Annotated in this window: 15 protein-coding genes; 8 read left to right on the top strand and 7 right to left on the bottom strand. The window is 62.4% G+C overall.

Annotation, left to right across the window (positions count from 1 at the left end):
- Positions 1–32 precede the first annotated feature (32 nt).
- Positions 33–2,750: an aconitate hydratase AcnA gene (acnA, locus tag LPA36_RS08645; protein ID WP_228875742.1), complete on the top strand. Its 2,718-nt coding sequence runs from the start codon at positions 33–35 to the stop codon at positions 2,748–2,750.
- Between the two features lie 174 nt (positions 2,751–2,924).
- On the opposite strand, the gene LPA36_RS08640 is transcribed toward acnA, so the two are convergent.
- From LPA36_RS08640 to LPA36_RS08610, 7 genes are all read right to left on the bottom strand, one after another.
- Entirely contained in the window at positions 2,925–4,679 is a 1,755-nt protein-coding gene (locus LPA36_RS08640) for a ShlB/FhaC/HecB family hemolysin secretion/activation protein (RefSeq protein ID WP_228875741.1), read from the bottom strand.
- A gap of 157 nt (positions 4,680–4,836) precedes the next feature.
- A complete protein-coding gene (locus LPA36_RS08635) occupies positions 4,837–5,016 on the bottom strand; it encodes a hypothetical protein (protein ID WP_228875740.1) in 180 nt (59 codons plus the stop codon).
- Between the two features lie 180 nt (positions 5,017–5,196).
- Positions 5,197–5,550: a hypothetical protein gene (locus tag LPA36_RS08630; RefSeq protein ID WP_228875739.1), complete on the bottom strand. Its 354-nt coding sequence runs from the start codon at positions 5,548–5,550 to the stop codon at positions 5,197–5,199.
- A 144-nt stretch (positions 5,551–5,694) separates the two neighbouring features.
- On the bottom strand, positions 5,695–6,054 hold the full coding sequence (locus LPA36_RS08625; protein ID WP_228875738.1) for a hypothetical protein: 360 nt from the start codon (positions 6,052–6,054) through the stop codon (positions 5,695–5,697).
- Entirely contained in the window at positions 6,051–6,320 is a 270-nt protein-coding gene (locus tag LPA36_RS08620) for a hypothetical protein (RefSeq protein WP_228875737.1), read from the bottom strand. The genes LPA36_RS08625 and LPA36_RS08620 overlap by 4 nt, the downstream gene beginning before the upstream one ends.
- Positions 6,317–7,333 (bottom strand): hemolysin, encoded by a 1,017-nt coding sequence (locus tag LPA36_RS08615; RefSeq protein WP_228875736.1) that lies wholly within the window; start codon positions 7,331–7,333, stop codon positions 6,317–6,319. The genes LPA36_RS08620 and LPA36_RS08615 overlap by 4 nt, the downstream gene beginning before the upstream one ends.
- Before the next feature lie 86 nt (positions 7,334–7,419).
- Entirely contained in the window at positions 7,420–13,347 is a 5,928-nt protein-coding gene (locus tag LPA36_RS08610; protein WP_228875735.1) for an ESPR-type extended signal peptide-containing protein, read from the bottom strand.
- A 529-nt stretch (positions 13,348–13,876) separates the two neighbouring features.
- Between LPA36_RS08610 and LPA36_RS08605 the strand changes: the two genes are divergently transcribed.
- From LPA36_RS08605 to LPA36_RS08575, 7 genes are read left to right on the top strand one after another with little or no spacing between them, the layout of a single operon-like run.
- Positions 13,877–14,167, top strand: a complete 291-nt coding sequence (locus tag LPA36_RS08605; RefSeq protein ID WP_228875734.1) for a Flp family type IVb pilin — start codon at positions 13,877–13,879, stop codon at positions 14,165–14,167.
- Positions 14,168–14,180: 13 nt separating this feature from the next.
- Entirely contained in the window at positions 14,181–15,731 is a 1,551-nt protein-coding gene (locus LPA36_RS08600) for a pilus assembly protein TadG-related protein (RefSeq protein WP_228875733.1), read from the top strand.
- The gene (locus LPA36_RS08595; RefSeq protein WP_228875732.1) at positions 15,728–16,594 is read left to right on the top strand and encodes a hypothetical protein; all 867 of its coding nucleotides are present in this window, start codon (positions 15,728–15,730) and stop codon (positions 16,592–16,594) included. Before LPA36_RS08600 ends, LPA36_RS08595 begins: the two co-directional genes overlap by 4 nt.
- Positions 16,591–17,304 carry a hypothetical protein gene (locus tag LPA36_RS08590; protein ID WP_228875731.1) on the top strand — a complete coding sequence of 238 codons (714 nt, stop codon included), beginning with the start codon at positions 16,591–16,593 and terminating at the stop codon, positions 17,302–17,304. Before LPA36_RS08595 ends, LPA36_RS08590 begins: the two co-directional genes overlap by 4 nt.
- Position 17,305: 1 nt before the next feature.
- On the top strand, positions 17,306–17,494 hold the full coding sequence (locus LPA36_RS08585) for a hypothetical protein (RefSeq protein WP_228875730.1): 189 nt from the start codon (positions 17,306–17,308) through the stop codon (positions 17,492–17,494).
- A 23-nt stretch (positions 17,495–17,517) separates the two neighbouring features.
- Positions 17,518–18,642 carry a Flp pilus assembly protein CpaB gene (cpaB, locus tag LPA36_RS08580; RefSeq protein ID WP_228875729.1) on the top strand — a complete coding sequence of 375 codons (1,125 nt, stop codon included), beginning with the start codon at positions 17,518–17,520 and terminating at the stop codon, positions 18,640–18,642.
- A 20-nt stretch (positions 18,643–18,662) separates the two neighbouring features.
- Complete coding sequence (locus tag LPA36_RS08575; RefSeq protein ID WP_228875728.1) at positions 18,663–20,219, top strand: type II and III secretion system protein family protein; 1,557 nt, start codon at positions 18,663–18,665, stop codon at positions 20,217–20,219.
- Positions 20,220–20,233: the final 14 nt, after the last annotated feature.

Raw genomic sequence — 20,233 nt, 5'->3', positions numbered from 1 at the left:
CGTCATTTCCTCGAAAACCCCAGGAATAAACCATGGCCCACAATCTCCACAAAACGCTCAAGGAATTCGACAGCGGTTCCGGCAAAGCCAAGTTCTATTCGCTGCCGCAACTTGGCAAGGCACTCAACGTCAAGATCGACCGTCTGCCGGTTTCGATCCGCATCGTGCTGGAATCCGTGCTGCGTAACTACGACGGCAAAAAGATCTCCGAAGAACACATCGCGCAACTGATCAACTGGAAGCCGAACGCAGCACGCGTCGACGAAATCCCGTTTGTCGTGTCGCGCGTCGTGCTGCAGGACTTTACCGGCGTGCCGCTCCTCGCCGACATCGCTGCCATGCGCGGCGTCGCAAAGCGCGTGGGCAAGGACCCGAAGTCGATCGAACCGCTGGTCCCGGTCGATCTGGTTGTCGATCACTCGGTGCAGATCGATCACTTCCGCGAAAAGAACGCGCTCGACCTCAACATGAAACTGGAATTCCAGCGCAACAACGAGCGCTACCAGTTCATGAAGTGGGGCATGCAGGCATTCGACACGTTCAAGGTCGTGCCGCCGGGCGTCGGTATCGTCCACCAGGTGAACCTGGAATACCTCGCACGCGGTGTGCACAAGAAGGCTGACGGCAACGACACCGTGTACTACCCGGATTCGCTCGTCGGCACCGACAGCCACACCACCATGATCAACGGTATCGGCGTGGTGGGCTGGGGCGTGGGCGGCATCGAGGCGGAAGCCGGCATGCTCGGCCAGCCGGTGTACTTCCTGACGCCGGATGTGGTCGGCGTGGAACTGAAGGGCAAGCTGCGCGAAGGTGTGACGGCCACCGACCTGGTGCTGACCGTGACCGAACTGCTGCGCAAGGAAAAGGTCGTCGGCAAGTTCGTCGAATTCTTCGGCGAAGGCACGAAGTCGCTGTCGCTGCCGGACCGTGCGACGATCGGCAACATGGCGCCGGAATACGGCGCGACGATGGGCTTCTTCCCGGTCGACGAAAAGACGATCGACTACTTCAAGGGCACGGGCCGCACCGACGCAGAAATCTCGGCGTTCGAGAACTACTTCAAGGCGCAGAACCTGTTCGGTATTCCGAAGGCTGGCCAGATCGACTACACGAAGGTCGTCACGCTCGACCTCGGCACGGTTGCACCGTCGCTGGCAGGACCGAAGCGTCCGCAGGACCGCATCGAAATCGGCAACGTGAAGTCGACGTTCGGTGATCTGTTCTCGAAGCCGGTCGCCGAAAACGGCTTTGCGAAGAAGGCCGCTGACCTCGACGCACAGTACACCACGTCGAACGGCGTGAACGTGAAGAACGGCGACATCCTGATCGCCGCGATCACGTCGTGCACGAACACGTCGAACCCGAGCGTGCTGCTGGCCGCCGGTTTGCTGGCGAAGAAGGCCGTCGAAGCCGGCCTGACCGTTGCGCCGCACATCAAGACGTCGCTCGCTCCGGGATCGCGTATCGTCACCGAATACCTGACGAAGACCGGCCTCCTGCCGTTCCTCGACAAGCTCGGGTTCACGCTCGCCGCTTACGGCTGCACGACCTGCATCGGCAACGCGGGCGACCTCACGCCGGAACTGAACGAAGCGATCACGAAGAACGACATCGTCGCGGCAGCCGTGCTGTCCGGCAACCGTAACTTCGAAGCACGTATTCACCCGAACATCCGCGCGAACTTCCTGGCCTCGCCGCCGCTCGTCGTCGCTTACGCGATCGCCGGCAACATCACGCGCGACCTGATGACGGAACCGGTCGGCAAGGGCAAGGGCGGCAGGGACATCTTCCTCGGCGACATCTGGCCGACGAGCGACGAAGTCAACGCACTGCTCAAGTTCGCACTGGACGCCGACGCATTCCGCGCGAACTACGCCCAGCTGACGAAGAAGGGCGACCTGTGGAGCAAGATCGAAGGCGAGGAAGGCCAGGTCTACGACTGGCCGAAGTCGACGTACATCGCTGAGCCGCCGTTCTTCGGCAAGGACTTCTCGATGACGCCGGCTGCAAGCATCGCCCCGGTCAAGGGCGCGCGCGCACTGGGCATCTTCGGTGACTCGGTCACGACCGACCACATCAGCCCGGCTGGCTCGATCAAGGAAGATTCGCCGGCAGGCAAGTGGCTGAAGGCAAACGGCGTGCAGAAGGCCGACTTCAACAGCTACGGCTCGCGCCGCGGCAACCACGACGTGATGATGCGCGGCACGTTCGCGAACGTCCGGATCAAGAACCTGATGATCCCGGCGAAGGCAGACGGCACGCGCGTCGAAGGCGGCCTGACGATTCAACAGCCGTCCGGCGAACAGGCGTTCATCTACGACGCCGCGATGAAGTACATCGCCGAAGGCACGCCGACTGTCATCTTCGCGGGCGAAGAGTACGGCACGGGCTCGTCGCGTGACTGGGCAGCGAAGGGTACGCAACTGCTGGGCGTGAAGGTTGTGGTCGCACGCAGCTTCGAGCGGATCCACCGTTCGAACCTGGTCGGCATGGGCGTGCTGCCGCTGCAGTTCAAGGGCTCGGACAGCGTGCAGTCGCTTGGCATCACCGGCGACGAAACGTACGACATCGAAGGCCTCGGCGCAGACTTCAAGCCGCAGCAGGAAGTGACGCTCGTGATCCATCGCAAGGACGGCAAGTCGCAGCGCGTGCAGGTTCTGCTGCGTATCGACACGCCGATCGAAGTCGACTACTACAAGCACGGCGGCATTCTGCCGTTCGTTCTGCGCTCGCTGCTCGCAGCGTAAGCATTGCATTAGCAGAAAGCTTTTGCAGGTGTCGCGGCCTTTCGGGGCTGCGGCAATTTCGAAGCCCGACCTGGTCGGGCTTTTTTTTCGGTTATTCGCTGGATTCCGCGCGCCACGCGATCGTTCTGCAAATGGGCGCTGCTTTCAAGAGCATCGGCCTTGTCGCCATTGCGACTAGAACTGTGCCGTCGCCTGCACGCCCGCGGTCACACGCGAAGTTGAAAATCCCTTGGGCTTGTAGATCGGCGTACCCGCGAACAGGTCATATGAGAGTCCCGCAAAGCGCGAAGGCACACCGCCTCGAATCCCAATCACCATACCCGCCAGTTGCGTCCCGGCCAGATATGCCGTGTTCGGGCCGAACACGCGTCCATAATCGATCCCCGCGTACAACGCCTGCCCGGTCTGGCCGATGGGCCATTGCAGCTCGTTGCGCCAGTAAAAGCCCTTCTCTGCCGCCAGCATGGTTTCGCCGTCGAAGCCACGCACGGTGTAACGGCTGCCGATGGTCAGGTCGTCCAGATAGAACAGCGTGTCGTCGGTTAATTGGGCGTGCACGGTCGTCACGTAACGGAAGCCCTGTTGGGCGACGGAAAACGGCACCGACAGATTCGCATCGAGCACGGCCATGTGGTAACGGTACGTCGGCCCCTCTGGATACGGGTCGGGCGTCGCACCAAGGCCACCGATCCCCTGTCGGTACGCGAGCGTGCCGTCGAACTGCGACGCGCCGAAGTAATGCCGATCGGTCAGGCCCGCTTCGATGAACGTGTTGTTACGTCGCTGCTGCGGGATGTCGGCGTCGTCAATGAAGCTCTCGCCGAAACGCTTCGATAGCTGGAACTCCACGCCGAATACATCGCTCTGGCTACGCCTCAGTACACGCGCAAGCCTGAGTGCGGCGGTCTGCGAATTGCCGCTGGACACGAACGTCTGGTTCACGCCCGCGATGTTCTGGTAGTAGGTGTTCGTGTTGCCCGACAGCGTGGCCGTCCAGTAACCCCATGGCACGGAATACGAGCCATTGAATCCGTGTGAACCGAGCGACTTGTTGCCGAACGAAAGGTCCTGGTTAGCGCCGACCGTGAACACATCGTTCAGACCGAGCGGATTGTCGATGCCGAGGCTCATGTTGCCTTGCCACTTGCCGGTCGCGTCCGTACCCGAGTTATCGACGGATGCGACAAAGCTCCACGGCTTCGAGCGCTTCACTGTCACCACGACATCGCTTTCGCCGGGTGTATCGGTCGGCTCGATCTTCATGTCCACGTCCTGCGACGCGACACGCTTCATCTGCTCCAGGCCCTGCTCAAGGTCGCGCAGGTCCAGCAGGTCGCCGTCGCTTGCCGGGAATGCGGATTTCAGGGTGCCGCGTGTGTCAGGGTCGGCAAAGCGGAGCTGGTGCACGACGCCGGGGACGAGTGCAAATGCCAGTGTGCCGCTGGACAGGTCCTGCTGCGGGACGAGCACGCGCGTGGTCACGTATCCGCGACTCAGGATCGCCTGCTGCAGTCCTTTGGTCAGTGTGTCAATGCCGGCCTTGCCGACGCACAGGCCCTTGTAGTGATCGAGCCATTCGCGCGCGAAGGCGAACGGGTCCAATGATAGGGCCGACGCTCCCTTGCTGCGCATCGCATCGGGCAGCGTCGTCGGGACATCGAGCGCGAACGTGCCGATGCGGAAGCATGGCGTCTCGACCGGCAGCAACGGATAGCCCTCGAATGTCGGAAGGGTCGAACGCACAGCGGGTGCCTGCACGATTGCGTCGCGCTGCTGTGCCTCACGCTGCTGCTGGATTTGCTGGTTCTGCCCGGCGTTGGCCCGCGCGGCAGCGGCTTCGTCCGCTGGCGTGGGCGCATGCTGCGCGTTCGACGCGAGCGATACCAGGGCTGTGAGCGGCAGTGCCGCCAGCCTCTTTCTGAGTTTCATGGTTATTCCAGACCTTGATTCTGCTCGTCGCGCGACGATGCAAGCGAGGGAGAGCAACAGTCGCACTAAATGCTTTTCTGGATTTAATGCCTTGATCGATTTGGAATGCTAACGACGATGAGCCTAAGCAGTCCAATCACCAGCATGAAACCAATCGCTACGACTTCTCAACCGCCTTTCCGATGCGGAGCGCCAGTGCCAGTGGACGGACGCCCCAATTGTCCATATCCGGAAGATATAGAATGCCGAAATAGGCCCCGGACACCAGAAGAATCCGCGTGACGATTCCCTTCCAGCCGTCGTCAAAGATCAATTGATCAACTTTCGAATACCTCACTTCGGTTTATCCTTCCCAGGTTCAAGTCGTTAATCGCTTGGTCAACAGTAAAACCCTGCTGCTTTGCATAGGCCGCCGCGTTGTTCTTGATCCACTGCGTTTCCGTCGGATGCAACTGACGGTTGTAACGGTCAACCGGGACCGGGGCGATACGATAGCAATCGCTCCAGCCGCGACACGTTATCCTCGATGCATATCGAGCTCGACCTTCTTCAACACTCCGGTTTTATCGTCAAAATAAAAATTTGCGACTTTCTTCGCACCTGTCGGAACAGCAGCAAATGCCACCATGACGTAAGCATTCGATGCGTATGAATATGTCCAAACCTCCAAGGACCCGGCCGTTATCTTTTTGTCGGGCGGCCCCAGCTGGCTTACAACGTCATCTCTAGTTGCAATGTCAGGCTTGAACTGACTAGCCAGCGACTCCTGACTCGCGTTCTCAAGCGTTAGATTGCCACTTCTTTCGCCTGAATTGAAGGCGCAAGCAGAAAGTGCAGCGATTAAGAGAATAAATGCTAAGTTTTTGAACATGAACAGCTTCCTCGTTTTCCATTGGGGTGAAACATTCTGTTGTACAAGTCCGGTTGAACTAATAGCCCCGACTAGTGACAGACATCTGGTTTTGACGGTCGGTTTCGCGGGTCTATCCATACATCTTTTTGGACCAATCCACGCTCACTCCACATCGAAATAGCGCCAGTGTTGGCAAGGTGCACGTCGATGCTGGATAGCGTTGGCTTGAGCACCTTTCGCTAGCGCGGCAACGCCGGTGTTGATGAGGAATATGCCCGAAGCAATACGTCGGACTAGGCCTGTACAGCGATTCAGGCACCGAGCCAGCAAGGCGTACCCGACGGTAAAATAAAGTGTCTTGGCGATCGCATTATTGATCGTCGAGACGCGCTGCGTTGTCGAGGCTTGCGGGGCGAAACCAAAGGGAACCACTACGGTTGCCGCCATTAGCGCCACCACCACTTGCAGGATCGAAGACAGGTGGAGTACCAGCTGTGCGACGCCGAATTTCGTTTGCTTCATTTCGGTTCATCCTGCTTATCGCCTTCGGTTTTGTAGCTCTCGCGCGCCTTCTTGTAGCTGTTGTCGAAGGGTTTGATGTTAAGCATGTGGGCGCGACTAGAAATTCCGCCTACAGCCATTAGCCCAAAGCCCAACAGGAAAGCCGCCATCCTGAGCCCGCGCGGCAACCAATCGAGCGCGAGGCTCATGCCGAATGCGGTAAGGCCGACCACGAACAACGTAATGCGTACCCAGCCAGATAAATTTCCGGCCTCAACAAATTTCATTTCCTTGTCCCATTCGAATTTACATTGAATATCGAGTTGGATTGACGAGTTATCCAATCTTGGATTTGTGTCGAATATGGAGCGTTGTTTAGTGCAGTTGCGGCTCCATTGACCACCAACGATGCTGTCGGAGCGCGGTCCGCTGCGATCTGGCCTGCTAGTGCTACTGCGCCTTGATATGTGTACTGTCCGACGTTAGGCCGCACCAGTTGCGATACCCCGTCTGCGGCAATGCCTACTACCGTAGCACCGAAGGCAATTTCACCGAAAGCAGGGGCCAACGGAGACGGTGATACTGCGCCGGTGGCCGCAGCAGAACTGATCCATCCGGCAGTGTTAGAAACCATTGAAGCCGTGTCGGCGCTCGTATTCCGCATGAAGTCCGCGTCCGACTTATCGAACTTCGTGAACGGACCGGTGATGTTAATCGAGTCGCTTCCAGTCTGTTGATACGTGAACTGGCTCGGCACTCCACCCGGCGAAGCGCTGTTGTAGTTCGCCAGAATATACGACTGCAACTGCGGATCGGCCTGCACCGTTACCTGCGTCAGGATCGGCTTGCCGTCCACCGTTGTCCCGCCCGAAATCCAATGTGCGCCCGGGTCCGTCGGCGTCTGGCCAATCACGGTCGTCGGTGCGCCCGACTCGTTCGTCCCATTCACGCTTACGCCCATGATACGAAGCTGGTCTTCGACCTGTGCCTGCGTGTACTTGCCATCGCTCTTTTCCGCGATCTGCTTCGCCAGCGTCTTTTCGTCAGGATGTAACTGCCGGTTGAACCGGTCAACGTTATAGCCTTCGAATGCACCTGCATTGCCGCCGACAGCCGCACCCGCGCCGGTAGCAATCGCGTTTGCCACGATGTTGCCAAGCGCGGTGTTGACGTCAGAACTGCCAGTCGGGTTCGATCCGGCGATAGCACCACTCAGGTCGTTCAGCTTGCCCGCAGCAATCGACGCGATACCCGCACCCGCCGCACCGCCGAGCGCATTACCACCCGCAAGACCGGTCACAAGCGCCGCGCCTGTCTGCGATGGTCGAACCCTTCACGTTCAGGTCGCGGCCCGCGCTGACCGTGACCGTATCGCCGGATACGGTGCTACCCACGCCGATGGAAGTACTTCACGCCACCGCCATTGGTGATGTTGTTCACCGTACTCGATATGTTCGTGACGTTACCGGCCAGGTTTGCCACGTCCTGGTTCGTCGCGTAGAGCTGCGAACCGGTGACCGCATCCGAACTCGTCGCCGACAGCGAACCGTTCGACAGACCCGTGATCTTCGTACCGCTCGTGCCCTTCAGCGTGATCGAGCTCATGGTGGAGTCGTCGTAGGAGACGAAGCTGCCTTTCACCTTGCCGTTGCCGTCGATGATCGCGCCCATGTCCTTCAGCTGCGCGACGTTCACCGCGTCGGAGTTGTTGACGCCCGCTGCCACGTTCGTCAGCGTGACCGCCGGTGCGCTCGTGCCGCCCAGCGTGACCTGCGTATGCGCCGACGTGTCGTACTTCACGGCATCGGCTGCGGCCGCGCTCGAGCCCGCGGTGACGGCCGCCTGCAACTGGCTGACGTTGACGGCATCGGTCGCCGCCGAACCGGCTGCGAGGTTCGTGATGCGACGTTCCGCACCCGACGAGCCCAGCGACACTTCTCCCGTGGCGGTCGTGCCGGCCAGCGTGCCGGTGCCCGGGTTGTACGCAGCAGCGGAAAGATTCGCCGTCGTCGTCGCGTTCGCCCCGAGCGCGATCGAGTTGTTCGCCGTAGCCTTCGCATTGCCGCCGATCGCCACCGCGTTGGTGCCGGTCGCCGACGAATCGGCCAGCGTCGAATTCGCGTGGAAATACTTGACGCCCGTATCGCCGTTCGTGATGTTGTTGACCACGTTCGTCAGGTTCGTCACGTCGCCGGCGACGTTCGCAACATTCTGGTTCGTCGCGTAGAGCTGCGAACCGTTGACTGCGTCCGTGCTGGCTGCCGACAGCGTGCCTGCCTTGAGGTTCGTGATCGTCGTGCCGCCCGTGCCGCCGAGCGTGACGGTGCCCTTCGACGCGTCGTCGTATGCGACGAATGCGCTCGTCACGTTGCCGTTGCCGTCGATCGAAGCGCCCATGTCTTTCAGCTGCTTCACGTTCACCGCATCGGAGTCCGCTGCGCCCGTTGCGACGTTCGTCAGCGTGACCGGCGCGCTCGCACCGGTACCGCCCAGCGTGACGCTGGTGTGCGACGGGGAGTCGTACGAAACCGCATCGGGCGAACCGGCGCCTGCCGCTGCGACAAGCGCCGAGCCGACGTCGTTGTACGTCTTGCCACCGATCGTGTAGGTCGGCCTCAGGATCGAGCCATCCGTATTGACGCCTGCGCCGCCGCCCATTGCGGACGTGACGCCCTTCAGCTGGCTGACGTTGACCGCGTCCGTGTCTTTCGTACCGGCCGCCATGTTGACGACCTGACGCTGCGCCGTGCTGCTGCCGACCGATACCGTGCTGGCGCGGTCTGCCACCGAGTTCGAGCCGATCGCGACCGAGTTCGCGGCCGTGACGGACGAACCCGCGCCGAGCGCCATCGACTGGGTCGCGCTACTCGACGTGAACGCGTTGCTACCGATCGAAACAGAACTGTCGCCGAGCGTGCTGGCGTTCGAGCCGATCGACACGGCGTTGGCTGCCGAGGTGCGCGACAGTACGCCGATGGCGACACCGTTGTCGGCGTCGTTCGTGGTCGATGCCTGCGCCCCGATCACCGTCGTATTCACCGCGCCCGCGTCGGCGATATAGCCGACGGCCGTCGAGCCGTCCTGCGCCGCAAAGGCGCCCGCGCCGATTGCCAGCGATTCGTTGCCGATCGCGTTCGACACCGGGCCGATTGCCATTGCGTCCGTCTTGCTGGTGTCGACGTGCGTCGAGTTACCCTGCGTAACGATGGGGCTCACGACGATGTAGTCCGTCACCGGCGTGCTGGTCGCGCCGAGCAGCGTCGGCGAGCGCAGCAACGTGGTCTGCTGCTTCGTGAGCTGCTGTTGCAGCGCAGTCAGCTGACCGTACGTGGCGGCGTCGGTTGAGGTCGTGCCCGCCGCGACATTCGTGATGCGACGCTCCGCACCCGCAGCACCCACCGACAGCGTGTTCGCCTGGTTGGCGATCGAGTTCGCGCCCAATGCGATGGCATTCACGCCCATCGCGGTCGCACCCGAACCGATCGCGATTGCGCCCGATGCACCGGCGAACGTGCCGCCGCCAATGGCGACGGTGTTCGGGCCGGACGCCTGCGCTTCCGATGTCGTTGCCGTGACCTTGATGTACTTCGTCGTGCTGCTGATGTTGGTGTTGATCGTATCGACGGTTGCGCTCATGGCGTCGAGCGCTGAGCCGACGTCGTGATAGGTCGTCGTGCCGATCGTGTAGGCCGGCGCCGAGAGCTTGCCGTCGGCACCGACAGCGGTCGTGCCGCCGAGCGCGCTCGCGACGCTGTTTGCCGTGTCGGACAGCTGGCCGCCGTTGATCGCGTCCTTGCTGCCGGCGGCGACCTGACCTGCGGCGACGTTGGTCAGCGTGACCGGCGCGCTTGCGCCGACGCCACCGAACGTTACCTTGTCGTGAGCCGAGGTGTCGTATTTGACGCCGTCTGCCGAGCCCGTCGACGCTTTTGCATCGACTGCCGCGAGTGCCGTGCCTACGTCGTTATACGTATTCCCATCGAGCGTGTATGCCGGCGTGCTGAGCTTGCCGTCAGCGCCGACCGTGGTGTTTCCGCCGAGCGCCGTCGCGACGCTGTTCGCCGTGCCGTACAGTTGCGCGCCGTTAACCGCATCCTTGCTGCTTGCCGTGACCTGACCGGCGGCGAGGTTCGTCAGCGTGACAGGCGTGCTTGCGCTTACTCCGCCGAACGTTACCTTGTCGTGTGCCGAGGTATCGTACTTGACGCCGTCTGCCGAGCCCGTCGATGCCTTTGCGTCGACTGCCGTAATCGCCGACCCAACGTCGTTGTACGTGCTGCCGTCCACCGTGTACGACGGCTTCGAGATCTTGCCGTCCGCGCCGACGGTCGTATTGCCGCCCAGTGCATCGGCGACGCTGCTGGCCGTGCCGTACAGTTGCGCGCCGTTGATAGCGTCCTTGCTGCTTGCCGTGATCTGGCCGGCTGCCAGGTTCGTCAGCGTGACAGGCGCGCTTGCGCTTACTCCGCCGAACGTTACCTTGTCGTGGGCCGAGGTGTCGTATTTGACGCCGTCTGCCGAGCCCGTCGACGCTTTTGCATCGACTGCCGCGAGTGCCGTGCCTACGTCGTTATACGTATTCCCATCGAGCGTGTATGCCGGCGTGCTGAGCTTGCCGTCAGCGCCGACCGTGGTGTTGCCGCCGAGCGCCGTCGCGACGCTGTTCGCCGTGCCGTACAGTTGGGCGCCGTTAACCGCATCCTTGCTGCTTGCCGTGATCTGGCCGGCGGCGAGGTTCGTCAGCGTGACAGGCGTGCTTGCGCTTACTCCGCCGAACGTTACCTTGTCGTGCGCGGATGTGTCGTATTTGACACCATCTGCCGAGCCTGTCGATGCCTTTGCATCGACTGCCGTAATCGCCGACCCAACGTCGTTGTACGTGCTGCCGTCCACCGTGTACGACGGCTTCGAGATCTTGCCGTCCGCGCCGACGGTCGTATTGCCACCCAGTGCATCAGCGACACTGCTTGCCGTGCCATACAGTTGCGCACCGTTGACCGCGTCCTTGCTGCTTGCCGTGATCTGGCCTCCGGCGACGTTCGTCAGCGTCACAGGCGTGTTTGCGCCGACCCCACCGAACGTTACCTTGTCGTGTGCGGACGTGTCGTAGCGCACGCCATCCGCCGGACCAGCCGCCGCCTTCGCGTCAACTGCCGTAATCGCCGAGCCGACATCGTTAAACGTGTTACCGTCAACCGTATACGTCGGCTTCGAAATTTTCCCGTCCGCGCCGACGGTCGTATTGCCACCCAGTGCATCAGCGACGCTGCTGGCCGTGCCGTACAGCTGCGCACCGTTGATTGCATCGTTGCTGTTCGACGTGACCTGACCCGCTGCCAGGTTGGTCAACGTGACAGGTGTGTTTGCGCCTGCGCCGCCAAACGTCACCTTGTCATGCGCGGACGTGTCGTATTTAACGCCATCAGCCGAGCCCGTCGATGCCTTCGCATCGACTGCAGCGAGCGCCGTGCCTACGTCGTTATACGTGTTGCCATCGAGGGTGTATGCCGGCGTGCTGAGCTTGCCGTCAGCGCCAACGGTCGTATTGCCACCCAGTGCGCTCGCGACGGTGCTTGCCGTGCCATACAGCTGCGCACCATTGACCGCATCCTTGCTGCCCGATGCGACCTGACCTGCTGCCACGTTGGTCAACGTGACAGGCGTGTTTGCGCCGACGCCGCCAAACGTGACCTTGTCATGCGCGGACGTGTCGTAACGCACGCCATCCGCCGGACCAGCCGCCGCCTTCGCGTCAACTGCCGTAATCGCCGAGCCGACATCGTTATACGTGCTGCCGTCAACCGTGTACGACGGCTTCGAAAGCTTCCCATCCGCGCCAACGGTCGTCTTGCCGCCGAGCGCATCGGCGACGGTGCTCGCCGTACCGTACAGCTGCGCACCATTGACCGCATCCTTGCTGCCCGATGCGACCTGACCTGCTGCCACGTTGGTCAACGTGACAGGCGTGGTCGAGCCGGCGCCGCCAAACGTGACCTTGTCATGCGCGGACGTGTCGTAACGCACGCCATCCGCCGGACCAGCCGCCGCCTTCGCGTCAACTGCCGAAATTGCCGAGCCGACGTCGTTAAACGTGCTGCCGTCAACCGTGTACGACGGCTTCGAAATCTTCCCGTCCGCGCCGACGGTCGTATTGCCGCCCAGCGCATCGGCGACGCTGCTGGCCGTGCCGTACAACTGCGCGCCATTGACCGCATCCTTGCTGCCCGATACGACCTGACCTGCTGCTACGTTGGTCAGCGTGACTGGCGTACCCGAACCCGCACCGCCCAGCGTCACATGATCGTGGGTCGTCGAATCGTAGATCACGGCATCCGGCGAACCGCCGCCTGACGAACCCGCGATCGCCGCATTCATCTGGTCCAGGTTGACTGCATCGGTGCCAGCCGTGCCCTTTGCCACGTTGATGATCTGACGTTGCACCGTGCTCGAACCCACCGACACCGCGTTGCCCCGGCTCGCAACCGAACCGGATCCGAGCGCCACCGAGCCAACGCCCACTGCATTCGCGTTCGCACCCAGTGCGACCGACTGGTCCAGCACTGCGTTCGAATTGGCACCGAGCGCCACCGAGCCCGTGCCCATCGCGCCCGCTCCACGACCGACCGCCGTCGAGGTCGCGCCGGCCGCGAGCGCCCACGGTCCAGCCGCGACCGAGTCGCTACCCGTCGCAGCCGCATCGCTTTGCGGTGCGTCAGAAATCGAGTTCGCCTTGAAGTAGCGCGTGTGCTCGTACAACTGGCCGTAATTGACCGCATCGTGTGTCGCACTGCCGTCGGCAACGTTGACGATCTTCGTACCCGTCATGTCCGCGCCGGCCTGGAACGTGGCGTTGCCGGTCGTGGTCGTCGCACCCTCCAGTGCAATGCCGCCAGGGCCATACAGCGCGACCGAACCCGCTGCGTTGTACGCCGTCTGTCCCACGGTGATGTAGGCAGTCGAGCCGCTCACCCCACCGTTGCCCGAGTTGTACTCGCTCATGACGACGCCCGAGCCGCCCCCGCACTCGCCCTCACCCATCGAGCCGATCGCACTGCCCCAGGTCGCGCCGTTCCAGGACGCGCCGTCCGCCGCGTTCATCCACTGGCTGCTCGCCGAATCCGTTCCATTACCCGCGCAGTTGACTATCGCCCCGGCAAACGCAGCCGGCGCAACCGACACCGCGCCCGCACCCAGCACGACCGCCGCCACGCGCGCACGCCGCGAGGACCCTTTCTTCTTCGCCGTACTCAGCTCGGATGCGGCGACCCACGCGCCGACCGACTCATTCCAGACAGACTTATGTACCTTGTTCATTGCCTATTACAACCTCAAAAATTGCCAATGGATTTGTTCTCTTTCGCAATTCGCGATTCGTCGCGCAAAAATCCCTTCCGGGTACCGGGCAGGAAGCCTGTGTATAAAAAATCCCTCATCGCACACAGCGTCGCAATTCTGTTTATCGCCGCGTAACTGTATCGACAGGCTCCGCCCTATCAAATCAGTGGGCGCCGAATCGACGTAGGAATATTCGCAACTGGCTGACGATAAATGGAAGACTTGAACTGAAGACGAAGCAGCCGCCTTGCGCCCACCTCAGAACGGCCTGATCGCCCGCAGGCAATGGCAAAGCGGAATATCTGGATACGCGCATCGGGATAAAACCACCTGAAAAAGAGGAAATTTCCCCATCAACTATCCAGGTGGCGTTTCTATAATCTCAGCCCGATTCAATCAAATGAATCGAAGAAGCGCATTAATCAATCATTTTATTTTTTGCGCGCTAAACAGTCATGCGCTCATGGCCGCGCATATCAAGTCGACATTAATAACGGGCATATAAACCATGCAACTTTCCCAGCTTCGCATTAAAAGCCGTCAACGCGGCCAGGGCATGACCGAATACATCATCATCGTCGCGTTGATTGCCGTTTCGGCGATCGGTGTTTATTCGCTTTTCGGCCAGACGATCCGTAACCAGACGTCCGGGCTCGCGCAGGAAATGTCGGGCGGGAATGCCGCGAACGACATCAGCAACGCTCAGACGAACGCTGGTGACGCTACGACCAATGGCAATAAGAAGAAGGACATGGGTACGTACAACGACAACAACAACGGCGAGATGCAGAACCACTAAGTCCGCACCCACCATGAACCGCTCTGCCCGCCCGGGCAGGGCCAGGGTCGCCGGCGCCAGCGGGCAGGCGCTGGTCCCTGCACTGATTTTTCTTCTGGTCGGCGGCATTGGCCTTTTTGTCGCCTTCAATTCCTTTCAGATGACAAGCGCCCGCATCAAGCTGCAGAACACGGCCGACGCCGCTGCGTACAGCGCCGCCGTACTGCAGGCGCGCGACTACAACTTCGCCGCGTACACGAACCGCGCGATGGTCGCCAACCAGGTCACCGCCGCCCAGGCAGGCGCGCTGAAATCGTGGATCGACGACCTGGACGCGACGTACGCACCCTCCGATGTCGATGACACGGTCAGTGTCTACGCCGATCATCCGGTGCTCTGGCAAACGCCGAAGCAGGCCGGTCACGCCGAAATCGCACCGCTGCGCGCAACGCTCGATGCGCTGCTGCCCGTCGTCACCAGCGGGGTCGGCCGGATCACGCGCGCGCTCAGCGATGCGCAACTCAACTATCACGCCGCCACGCTCGTCACCGCGCCGCAAACCGCGGACGTCGTCGCGCAGCAGAACCAGTCCGACACGCACGTGACGGCCGGCTATTTCACGAGCGCACGCAACGCGACGCAGCTCGCCGCGTGGACAAACTACACACAGATCGTGACGCCCGCGGGCTCATTGGGTGCCGATCATTTCGCCGATGTCGTCACCGATGCGGACACGCTCGATGCGTTCCTGAAAGACCGTTCGGGCACGCGCAGCACCGGCCCGCGATACCAGGAACTCGACGACTCGGGCGGCACCCGATGCCGCTTCAACCCGGCCGCGACAGTGAGCGTGCGCGCGTTTCACAACGGCGCCACGCAGCTGCGTCAGGACAAGAAAGGCTGGGAAGCGATCGACGCAACGACAGCATCGGTTTACGTCAGCTGCTACGACATGACCTTACCCGTCATCGCGGGAACCGGCGGTAGTACGAACGGCGATGTGCGCGTCAATGGCGTCGAGAGCTATCTGAAATCCCCGCCGTTCGTCGCATGGTCCGACTGGCAGGGTTATGGCGGCTATTACAACTTCGGCGATCACACGTCGACCACGCCGGGCCTTGGCGTTGCGGACGGTCTCGCTCAGAAAATGGGCGAAGGCCCCGGCGCGTCGCTCGATCTTGCGAACGGCGGACTGCTGCCGTACCAGGACATCAACGGCGCGCCCGTAGCGAGCGCAGCCCCGCGCATCACGATCGAAGTCGAGCGCGCAAGCGACACCCGTATCAAGACGCAGGGCCTGTCCGGCGGCGGACGGATGGCCGTGTCGCCGGCCGACGCAGGCGGCGTAATGCGCGCACTCGCGAGCGCGAATGCGTACTTCGTGCGCCCCAACCCGGGCGTGCTGGACGCGTCGATCAGCGGCGCGCTGCTTCACGCGAAGGACTGGCTGCGCGCCGACGGCAAGACCGAGTTCCCCGACACGTTCAGCCCGTACTGGCAGGCAACGCTCGCGCCCACCAGCGATGCAGAACGCGACGCGGCGCGCGCCGCGCAGATTCCGGCAAGCGAGGCGGTTGCACCATGAAACGCACATGCTTTCAGCCAACGCCGCAGCAATACGGCCAGGCGATGACCGAATTTCTGGTGGCGACCGCGCTAGTGATGGGCGTGCTGCTCCTCGCGGTCGCCACGCTCGGCAAGTTCAATGACGTGCGCAACAAAACGCTGATGGGCGCGCGCTACATCGCGTGGGAACGTACGGTCTGGCGCAGCGAAGCGACGGTGAACGACTCGCCAGCAACCTCCGGCGACGACGACTGGTACAGCCAGTACGGTTCCGGCACCCAGCAACCGGTCAAGAGCGATAACGAACTGCAACGCGAAGTGATCCGGCGGATGCTCGCGCAGAACGGCGCGCCAGTGGCGGCTGGCGACCGTGTGAACAGCAGTCTGCCCATCGCACCAGCCATGTGGGAAGACCACGGCGGACACGCATTTCTCGGCGCGGCGGACGATGTCGTCGCGAGCAGTGGCCGCGACGAAAGCCCCGCGGCGAATCTCGCGCAGTACACGTCCGGCTCGTTCGGTTCGATGTCGACGTCGGGCAGCGGGACGTTCAACGCTTCGCTGAATCTGGCTACGCGCAATCTGCAGACCGGCACGCTCAGCGTAGCGATCGCAAAAGACAACGACGCGTTGAAGAACATCTGGCCCGGTTTCAGCGGTCTGACGTTTAGCGATACGAACGCGGTACTCGCCAACACATGGCTCGCCGAAGGCGCGTCGAAGGGTGAGCAACTCTTCACTGCAGCCACGCCCGCGCCGAAAGCGAGTCTCGTCAATCCGTCGCTCTACACCGGCCTTGGAAAGTACGCGCCCGAAATCGGCACGCTTCAGTTCGGCCGCGTCGAACGCGACGTGGTCCCTGCCGACCGCCTCTCGCCATGACGATCAGACATCCGGTATTTCGCGCCGCGGCATGGGTCTGCGCAGCGCTGCTGGCGCATGCCGGCAGCGCGCACGCGGCCTGCGACAAACAACCCGTCAAGGCGGAACGCGTTCAGGCGGTCGGCCTCGACATGCTCGTCAACGGCGTGCCGACCTCGATTCGCGAACTGGACTTCGCGGGGACCGCCGACGATGTGTCGAGCGCCTTCCGCGAATTCTGGACGCAGGAGGACGTGCCTGCGAAAGCCGTGCGTGCGCCGGAAGGACTGGTGCTCAGCGCGCTCGACGAAACTTGCTTCTACGTTCTCACGATCCCCGCCGCAGAGAGCAATGCGCCCGCGAAAGGCATCCTCAGCGTGATGCAGATCGGCGAACAGAACGCGTCGCATGCAATTGCCCGTTCGACGATTCCGTTGCCCGAGGGCACAACGATCAGCGATGTCGAAAGCCGCGATCCCGGCCAGGCCGGACGAACCTGGCTTATCCAGATGTCGGGCAACGCCAGCGACAACGCGCGCCGCTATGCGAACCAGCTTGAACAACAGGGCTGGTCGGTGATCGCGCAGGCGCCTGCGTATCAACTCGACGGATCGAACCGCGTGCTCGGCAACGCGCTCGCGATGCAGCGCGGCAACGACCGGCTCGATGTGATTTTCACGGCGCGCAACGGACAAACCGAAGCCGTCATCAACGCAACAAGGAATCGCTGACATGAAGCACTCCGCACACCCTGCGCGCCGGCAATGTGGTCAGGCGAGCATCGAATACGTCGTCGTGACGGCGTGCATCGCGACCGCACTGCTCGTCGCGGGCGATATGCCCCAGTCGCCGGTCGACGCACTGACCGCAGCGTTCAAGTCGCTTTTTAGCGCCTACAGCTTCGCCCTTTCGCTTCCCTGATCATCAGGGCTCACTCATTCGCCATGTTCAAAAGAATCAAGATTCGCTCGCTCCTCGGCAACGCATGGGTGCTCTTTCTGTGCGCCGCGCTGGTCGCGGGCGGCCTCACCTTCGTGCTCTATCGGTATCTGAGCGAGCGCGAAACACGCATCAAGGCCGAAGCCGCCGGGCAGCAGCAGCGCGCCGGTATCGAAGTCGTCGTGCCGCGCCGCGATGTGCCCGTCGGCACGCCGCTTTCGAGCGGAGATTTCGTCGCACGCGAGATCGCGGCGGACCTCGTCTACGACGACATGATCCGTGTCGGCGATTTCGATACGTACCGTACGTCGCATCTGGTGAACGCCGTGCGACGCGGGCGTCCATTACGCGCGGGCGATATCGACGCGCTGCATGGCCGCGATTTCGCCGACATCCTGCCGGCGGGCCAGCGTGCGTTGACGCTGGAGATCGACACGGTCAATTCCACCGCGACGATGGTGAGGCCCGGCAATCGCGTCGACGTGTACTGGGTCGGCAAGAATCCGGATCCGCAACCGGCCGGCGTTCAGTCGGGTCTGTCGAGTTCATCTGCGCAGTCCGGCGACGGCAAGGCGATTCGCCTGTTGTTGCCCAATGTGCTGATTCTCGCGACCGGTCAGGACATTCGTCCGCGCAATGCGGGCGAAGCGATGGAACGCACAACCAGTCAACGCCCGACTGACAACTACAGCACCGTCACCGTGCAGGTGCCGGTCGCGGAGGCACCGCGCATCGTGCTGGCGCAAAAAGTCGGAACCCTGCGCCTGATCCTGAAGAACGCCGACGACGCCACGTCCGACGTCCCGCAAAAGCTCACCGAAGACAAGCTGTTTGCGAACGCCGGCGGTGCTGGCGGTAGCAGCGCAAGCACCGGTAACGCGTCGTTCGTCGAAGTCATCACCGGCGGCGGATCCACCGCGACGACGCTCGTGCCTGGGGGGCCATCCGACTCCGCGCCAGCCGCGGCAGCCTCATCGCAACGCGCTCGCGCTCTTTCCGCGCCAGCCGCACCGGCTGCCGCAGGCAACCCGTTCTCGGGCACACCGCAACCGGACGCCTATGAAGAGGCGAACGCGATCGCTCAACAACTCCAGAAACTCGATACGCGCACGACGTCGGATCGCAACTGAAAGTACACGGCAGGTTCAGAATGAAAGTCCCTCATCGTCCGACGATGTTCCATCGCCGCGTCATCCCGGCGCTGATCGCCGGCGTTCTCCTGTGCGAAGCCGCGCCGGTCGCGCTCGCACAGCGCGTCGACATGTCGCTCACTCACGATGCCATCAGCGAAAACACCAGCACCAGCGTGCTCGAACTCTTTCGCGGCGAAGTCCACATGCTGCGTCTGCCCGGCACGATCAAACGCATCGCGATCGGCAACGGCAAGATCGTGAACGCGAGTGTCGTCGATGGACGGCTCATGCTGCTCGCCGAAAGCGCGGGCGTGACCTCGCTCGTGGTGTGGAACGAAAAGGGCATCGCGCTGCAAACGATAGTGCGTGTCGGCAAGGGCGAGGTGAACGCATCGGTCGAGCAGTTGCGTCGCGTGCTGCAGTCCGTTAGCGGGCTGCGCATTCAGCCGGTCGGGCCGAACATCGTGCTTTCGGGTGTCGTGCATCGTGACATGGTGCCGGTGATCCAGTCCGCGACTGCCGATCTCGGCAACGTCATCAACACGACGACGGTCGACGAAGGCGACGCGCTGAAAAAGACGATCCACTTCAAGGTGCAGATCATGGAAATGACGCGCACCGGCCAGGAAAGTCTCGGCATCGCGTGGGACAGCCAGTTCAACGGGCCGCAGGTCGGCGGCCAGGCGCTTTTCGGAACTGGCGGCGCCGCAGCGGCTGCAACCGGCGCGACGAATTTCTTTCTCGCGGGCATCGCGTCGAACATCACGTCGAAGATCAACTTCGCGATCAACAACGGCGACGCCTACATTCTCGCGGCGCCCGAACTCAACACGAAGAGCGGCGGCGTAGCGACGTTTCTCGCCGGCGGCGAAGTGCCGGTGCCGAAAGCCGGCGCGCTGGGCACGACCGATGTCGACTACAAACCGTACGGTATCAAGCTGAACATCAAGCCGGTGGTGGACGCGAACAACATCATCTCGGCGAGCCTCGAAACCGAGATCAGCCAGATCGATCCTTCTGTTTCGTATGGCGGCTTTCCGGGCTTTCTGACGCGCAAGACGACCTCCGACATTTCGCTGCGCGCCGGCGAAACGCTCGCGATTTCCGGGCTCGTGAGTTCCGACGCGCTCAATTCGGCGGACGGCATGCCGTTTCTCGGCCAGTTGCCGATCATCGGCAGACTGTTCCGCTCGGACTCGTTCCGTTCGAAGAAGAGCGATCTCGTGATCTTCGTGACGCCGATGATTTCCGATCCGGCGCTCTCGCCGAACGCGGGCCTGCTCGCGCGCGCCGACCGTGTCGATCAGCATTTCCGCGACCAGTACGGCGATCCGAATCCGCTTGCGCCGGTTCCCGCAAAGGACACGCCGCCCGCGCCACGGCAAGTCATTGCGCCCACTGCCGCAGTGCCGCCGGCTCCCGTGCGCAGCGCCCCGCAGCGCGCTGAAGCGCAGGCTTCGGCGCCTGCCGCAGCGCCGGTACCGAATCTGCCGGCCTCGTCAAATCCCGTTGGACTCGCGGAAGCGATCCGCATGCTCGATACGCCTGCGGTCTCGCAAAGCACCACGCACTGATCACCTACGGACGT

Origin of the sequence: Paraburkholderia saeva (assembly GCF_907164555.1) — a bacterium.
Classification (GTDB): Bacteria; Pseudomonadota; Gammaproteobacteria; order Burkholderiales; family Burkholderiaceae; genus Paraburkholderia; species Paraburkholderia saeva.
The sequence above is the reverse complement of the archived record's forward strand: the minus strand, read 5'-3'. Positions and strand labels throughout refer to the sequence as shown.

Excerpts from the sequence above, each read along its gene's own strand:
- acnA (WP_228875742.1), top strand. The coding sequence starts at position 33 with ATGGCCCACAATCTCCACAAAACGCTCAAGGAATTCGACAGCGGTTCC.
- LPA36_RS08640 (WP_228875741.1), bottom strand. The coding sequence starts at position 4,679 with ATGAAACTCAGAAAGAGGCTGGCGGCACTGCCGCTCACAGCCCTGGTA.
- LPA36_RS08630 (WP_228875739.1), bottom strand. The coding sequence starts at position 5,550 with ATGTTCAAAAACTTAGCATTTATTCTCTTAATCGCTGCACTTTCTGCT.
- LPA36_RS08625 (WP_228875738.1), bottom strand. The coding sequence starts at position 6,054 with ATGAAGCAAACGAAATTCGGCGTCGCACAGCTGGTACTCCACCTGTCT.
- LPA36_RS08620 (WP_228875737.1), bottom strand. The coding sequence starts at position 6,320 with ATGAAATTTGTTGAGGCCGGAAATTTATCTGGCTGGGTACGCATTACG.
- LPA36_RS08610 (WP_228875735.1), bottom strand. The coding sequence starts at position 13,347 with ATGAACAAGGTACATAAGTCTGTCTGGAATGAGTCGGTCGGCGCGTGG.
- LPA36_RS08605 (WP_228875734.1), top strand. The coding sequence starts at position 13,877 with ATGCAACTTTCCCAGCTTCGCATTAAAAGCCGTCAACGCGGCCAGGGC.
- LPA36_RS08600 (WP_228875733.1), top strand. The coding sequence starts at position 14,181 with ATGAACCGCTCTGCCCGCCCGGGCAGGGCCAGGGTCGCCGGCGCCAGC.
- LPA36_RS08595 (WP_228875732.1), top strand. The coding sequence starts at position 15,728 with ATGAAACGCACATGCTTTCAGCCAACGCCGCAGCAATACGGCCAGGCG.
- LPA36_RS08590 (WP_228875731.1), top strand. The coding sequence starts at position 16,591 with ATGACGATCAGACATCCGGTATTTCGCGCCGCGGCATGGGTCTGCGCA.
- LPA36_RS08585 (WP_228875730.1), top strand. The coding sequence starts at position 17,306 with ATGAAGCACTCCGCACACCCTGCGCGCCGGCAATGTGGTCAGGCGAGC.
- cpaB (WP_228875729.1), top strand. The coding sequence starts at position 17,518 with ATGTTCAAAAGAATCAAGATTCGCTCGCTCCTCGGCAACGCATGGGTG.
- LPA36_RS08575 (WP_228875728.1), top strand. The coding sequence starts at position 18,663 with ATGAAAGTCCCTCATCGTCCGACGATGTTCCATCGCCGCGTCATCCCG.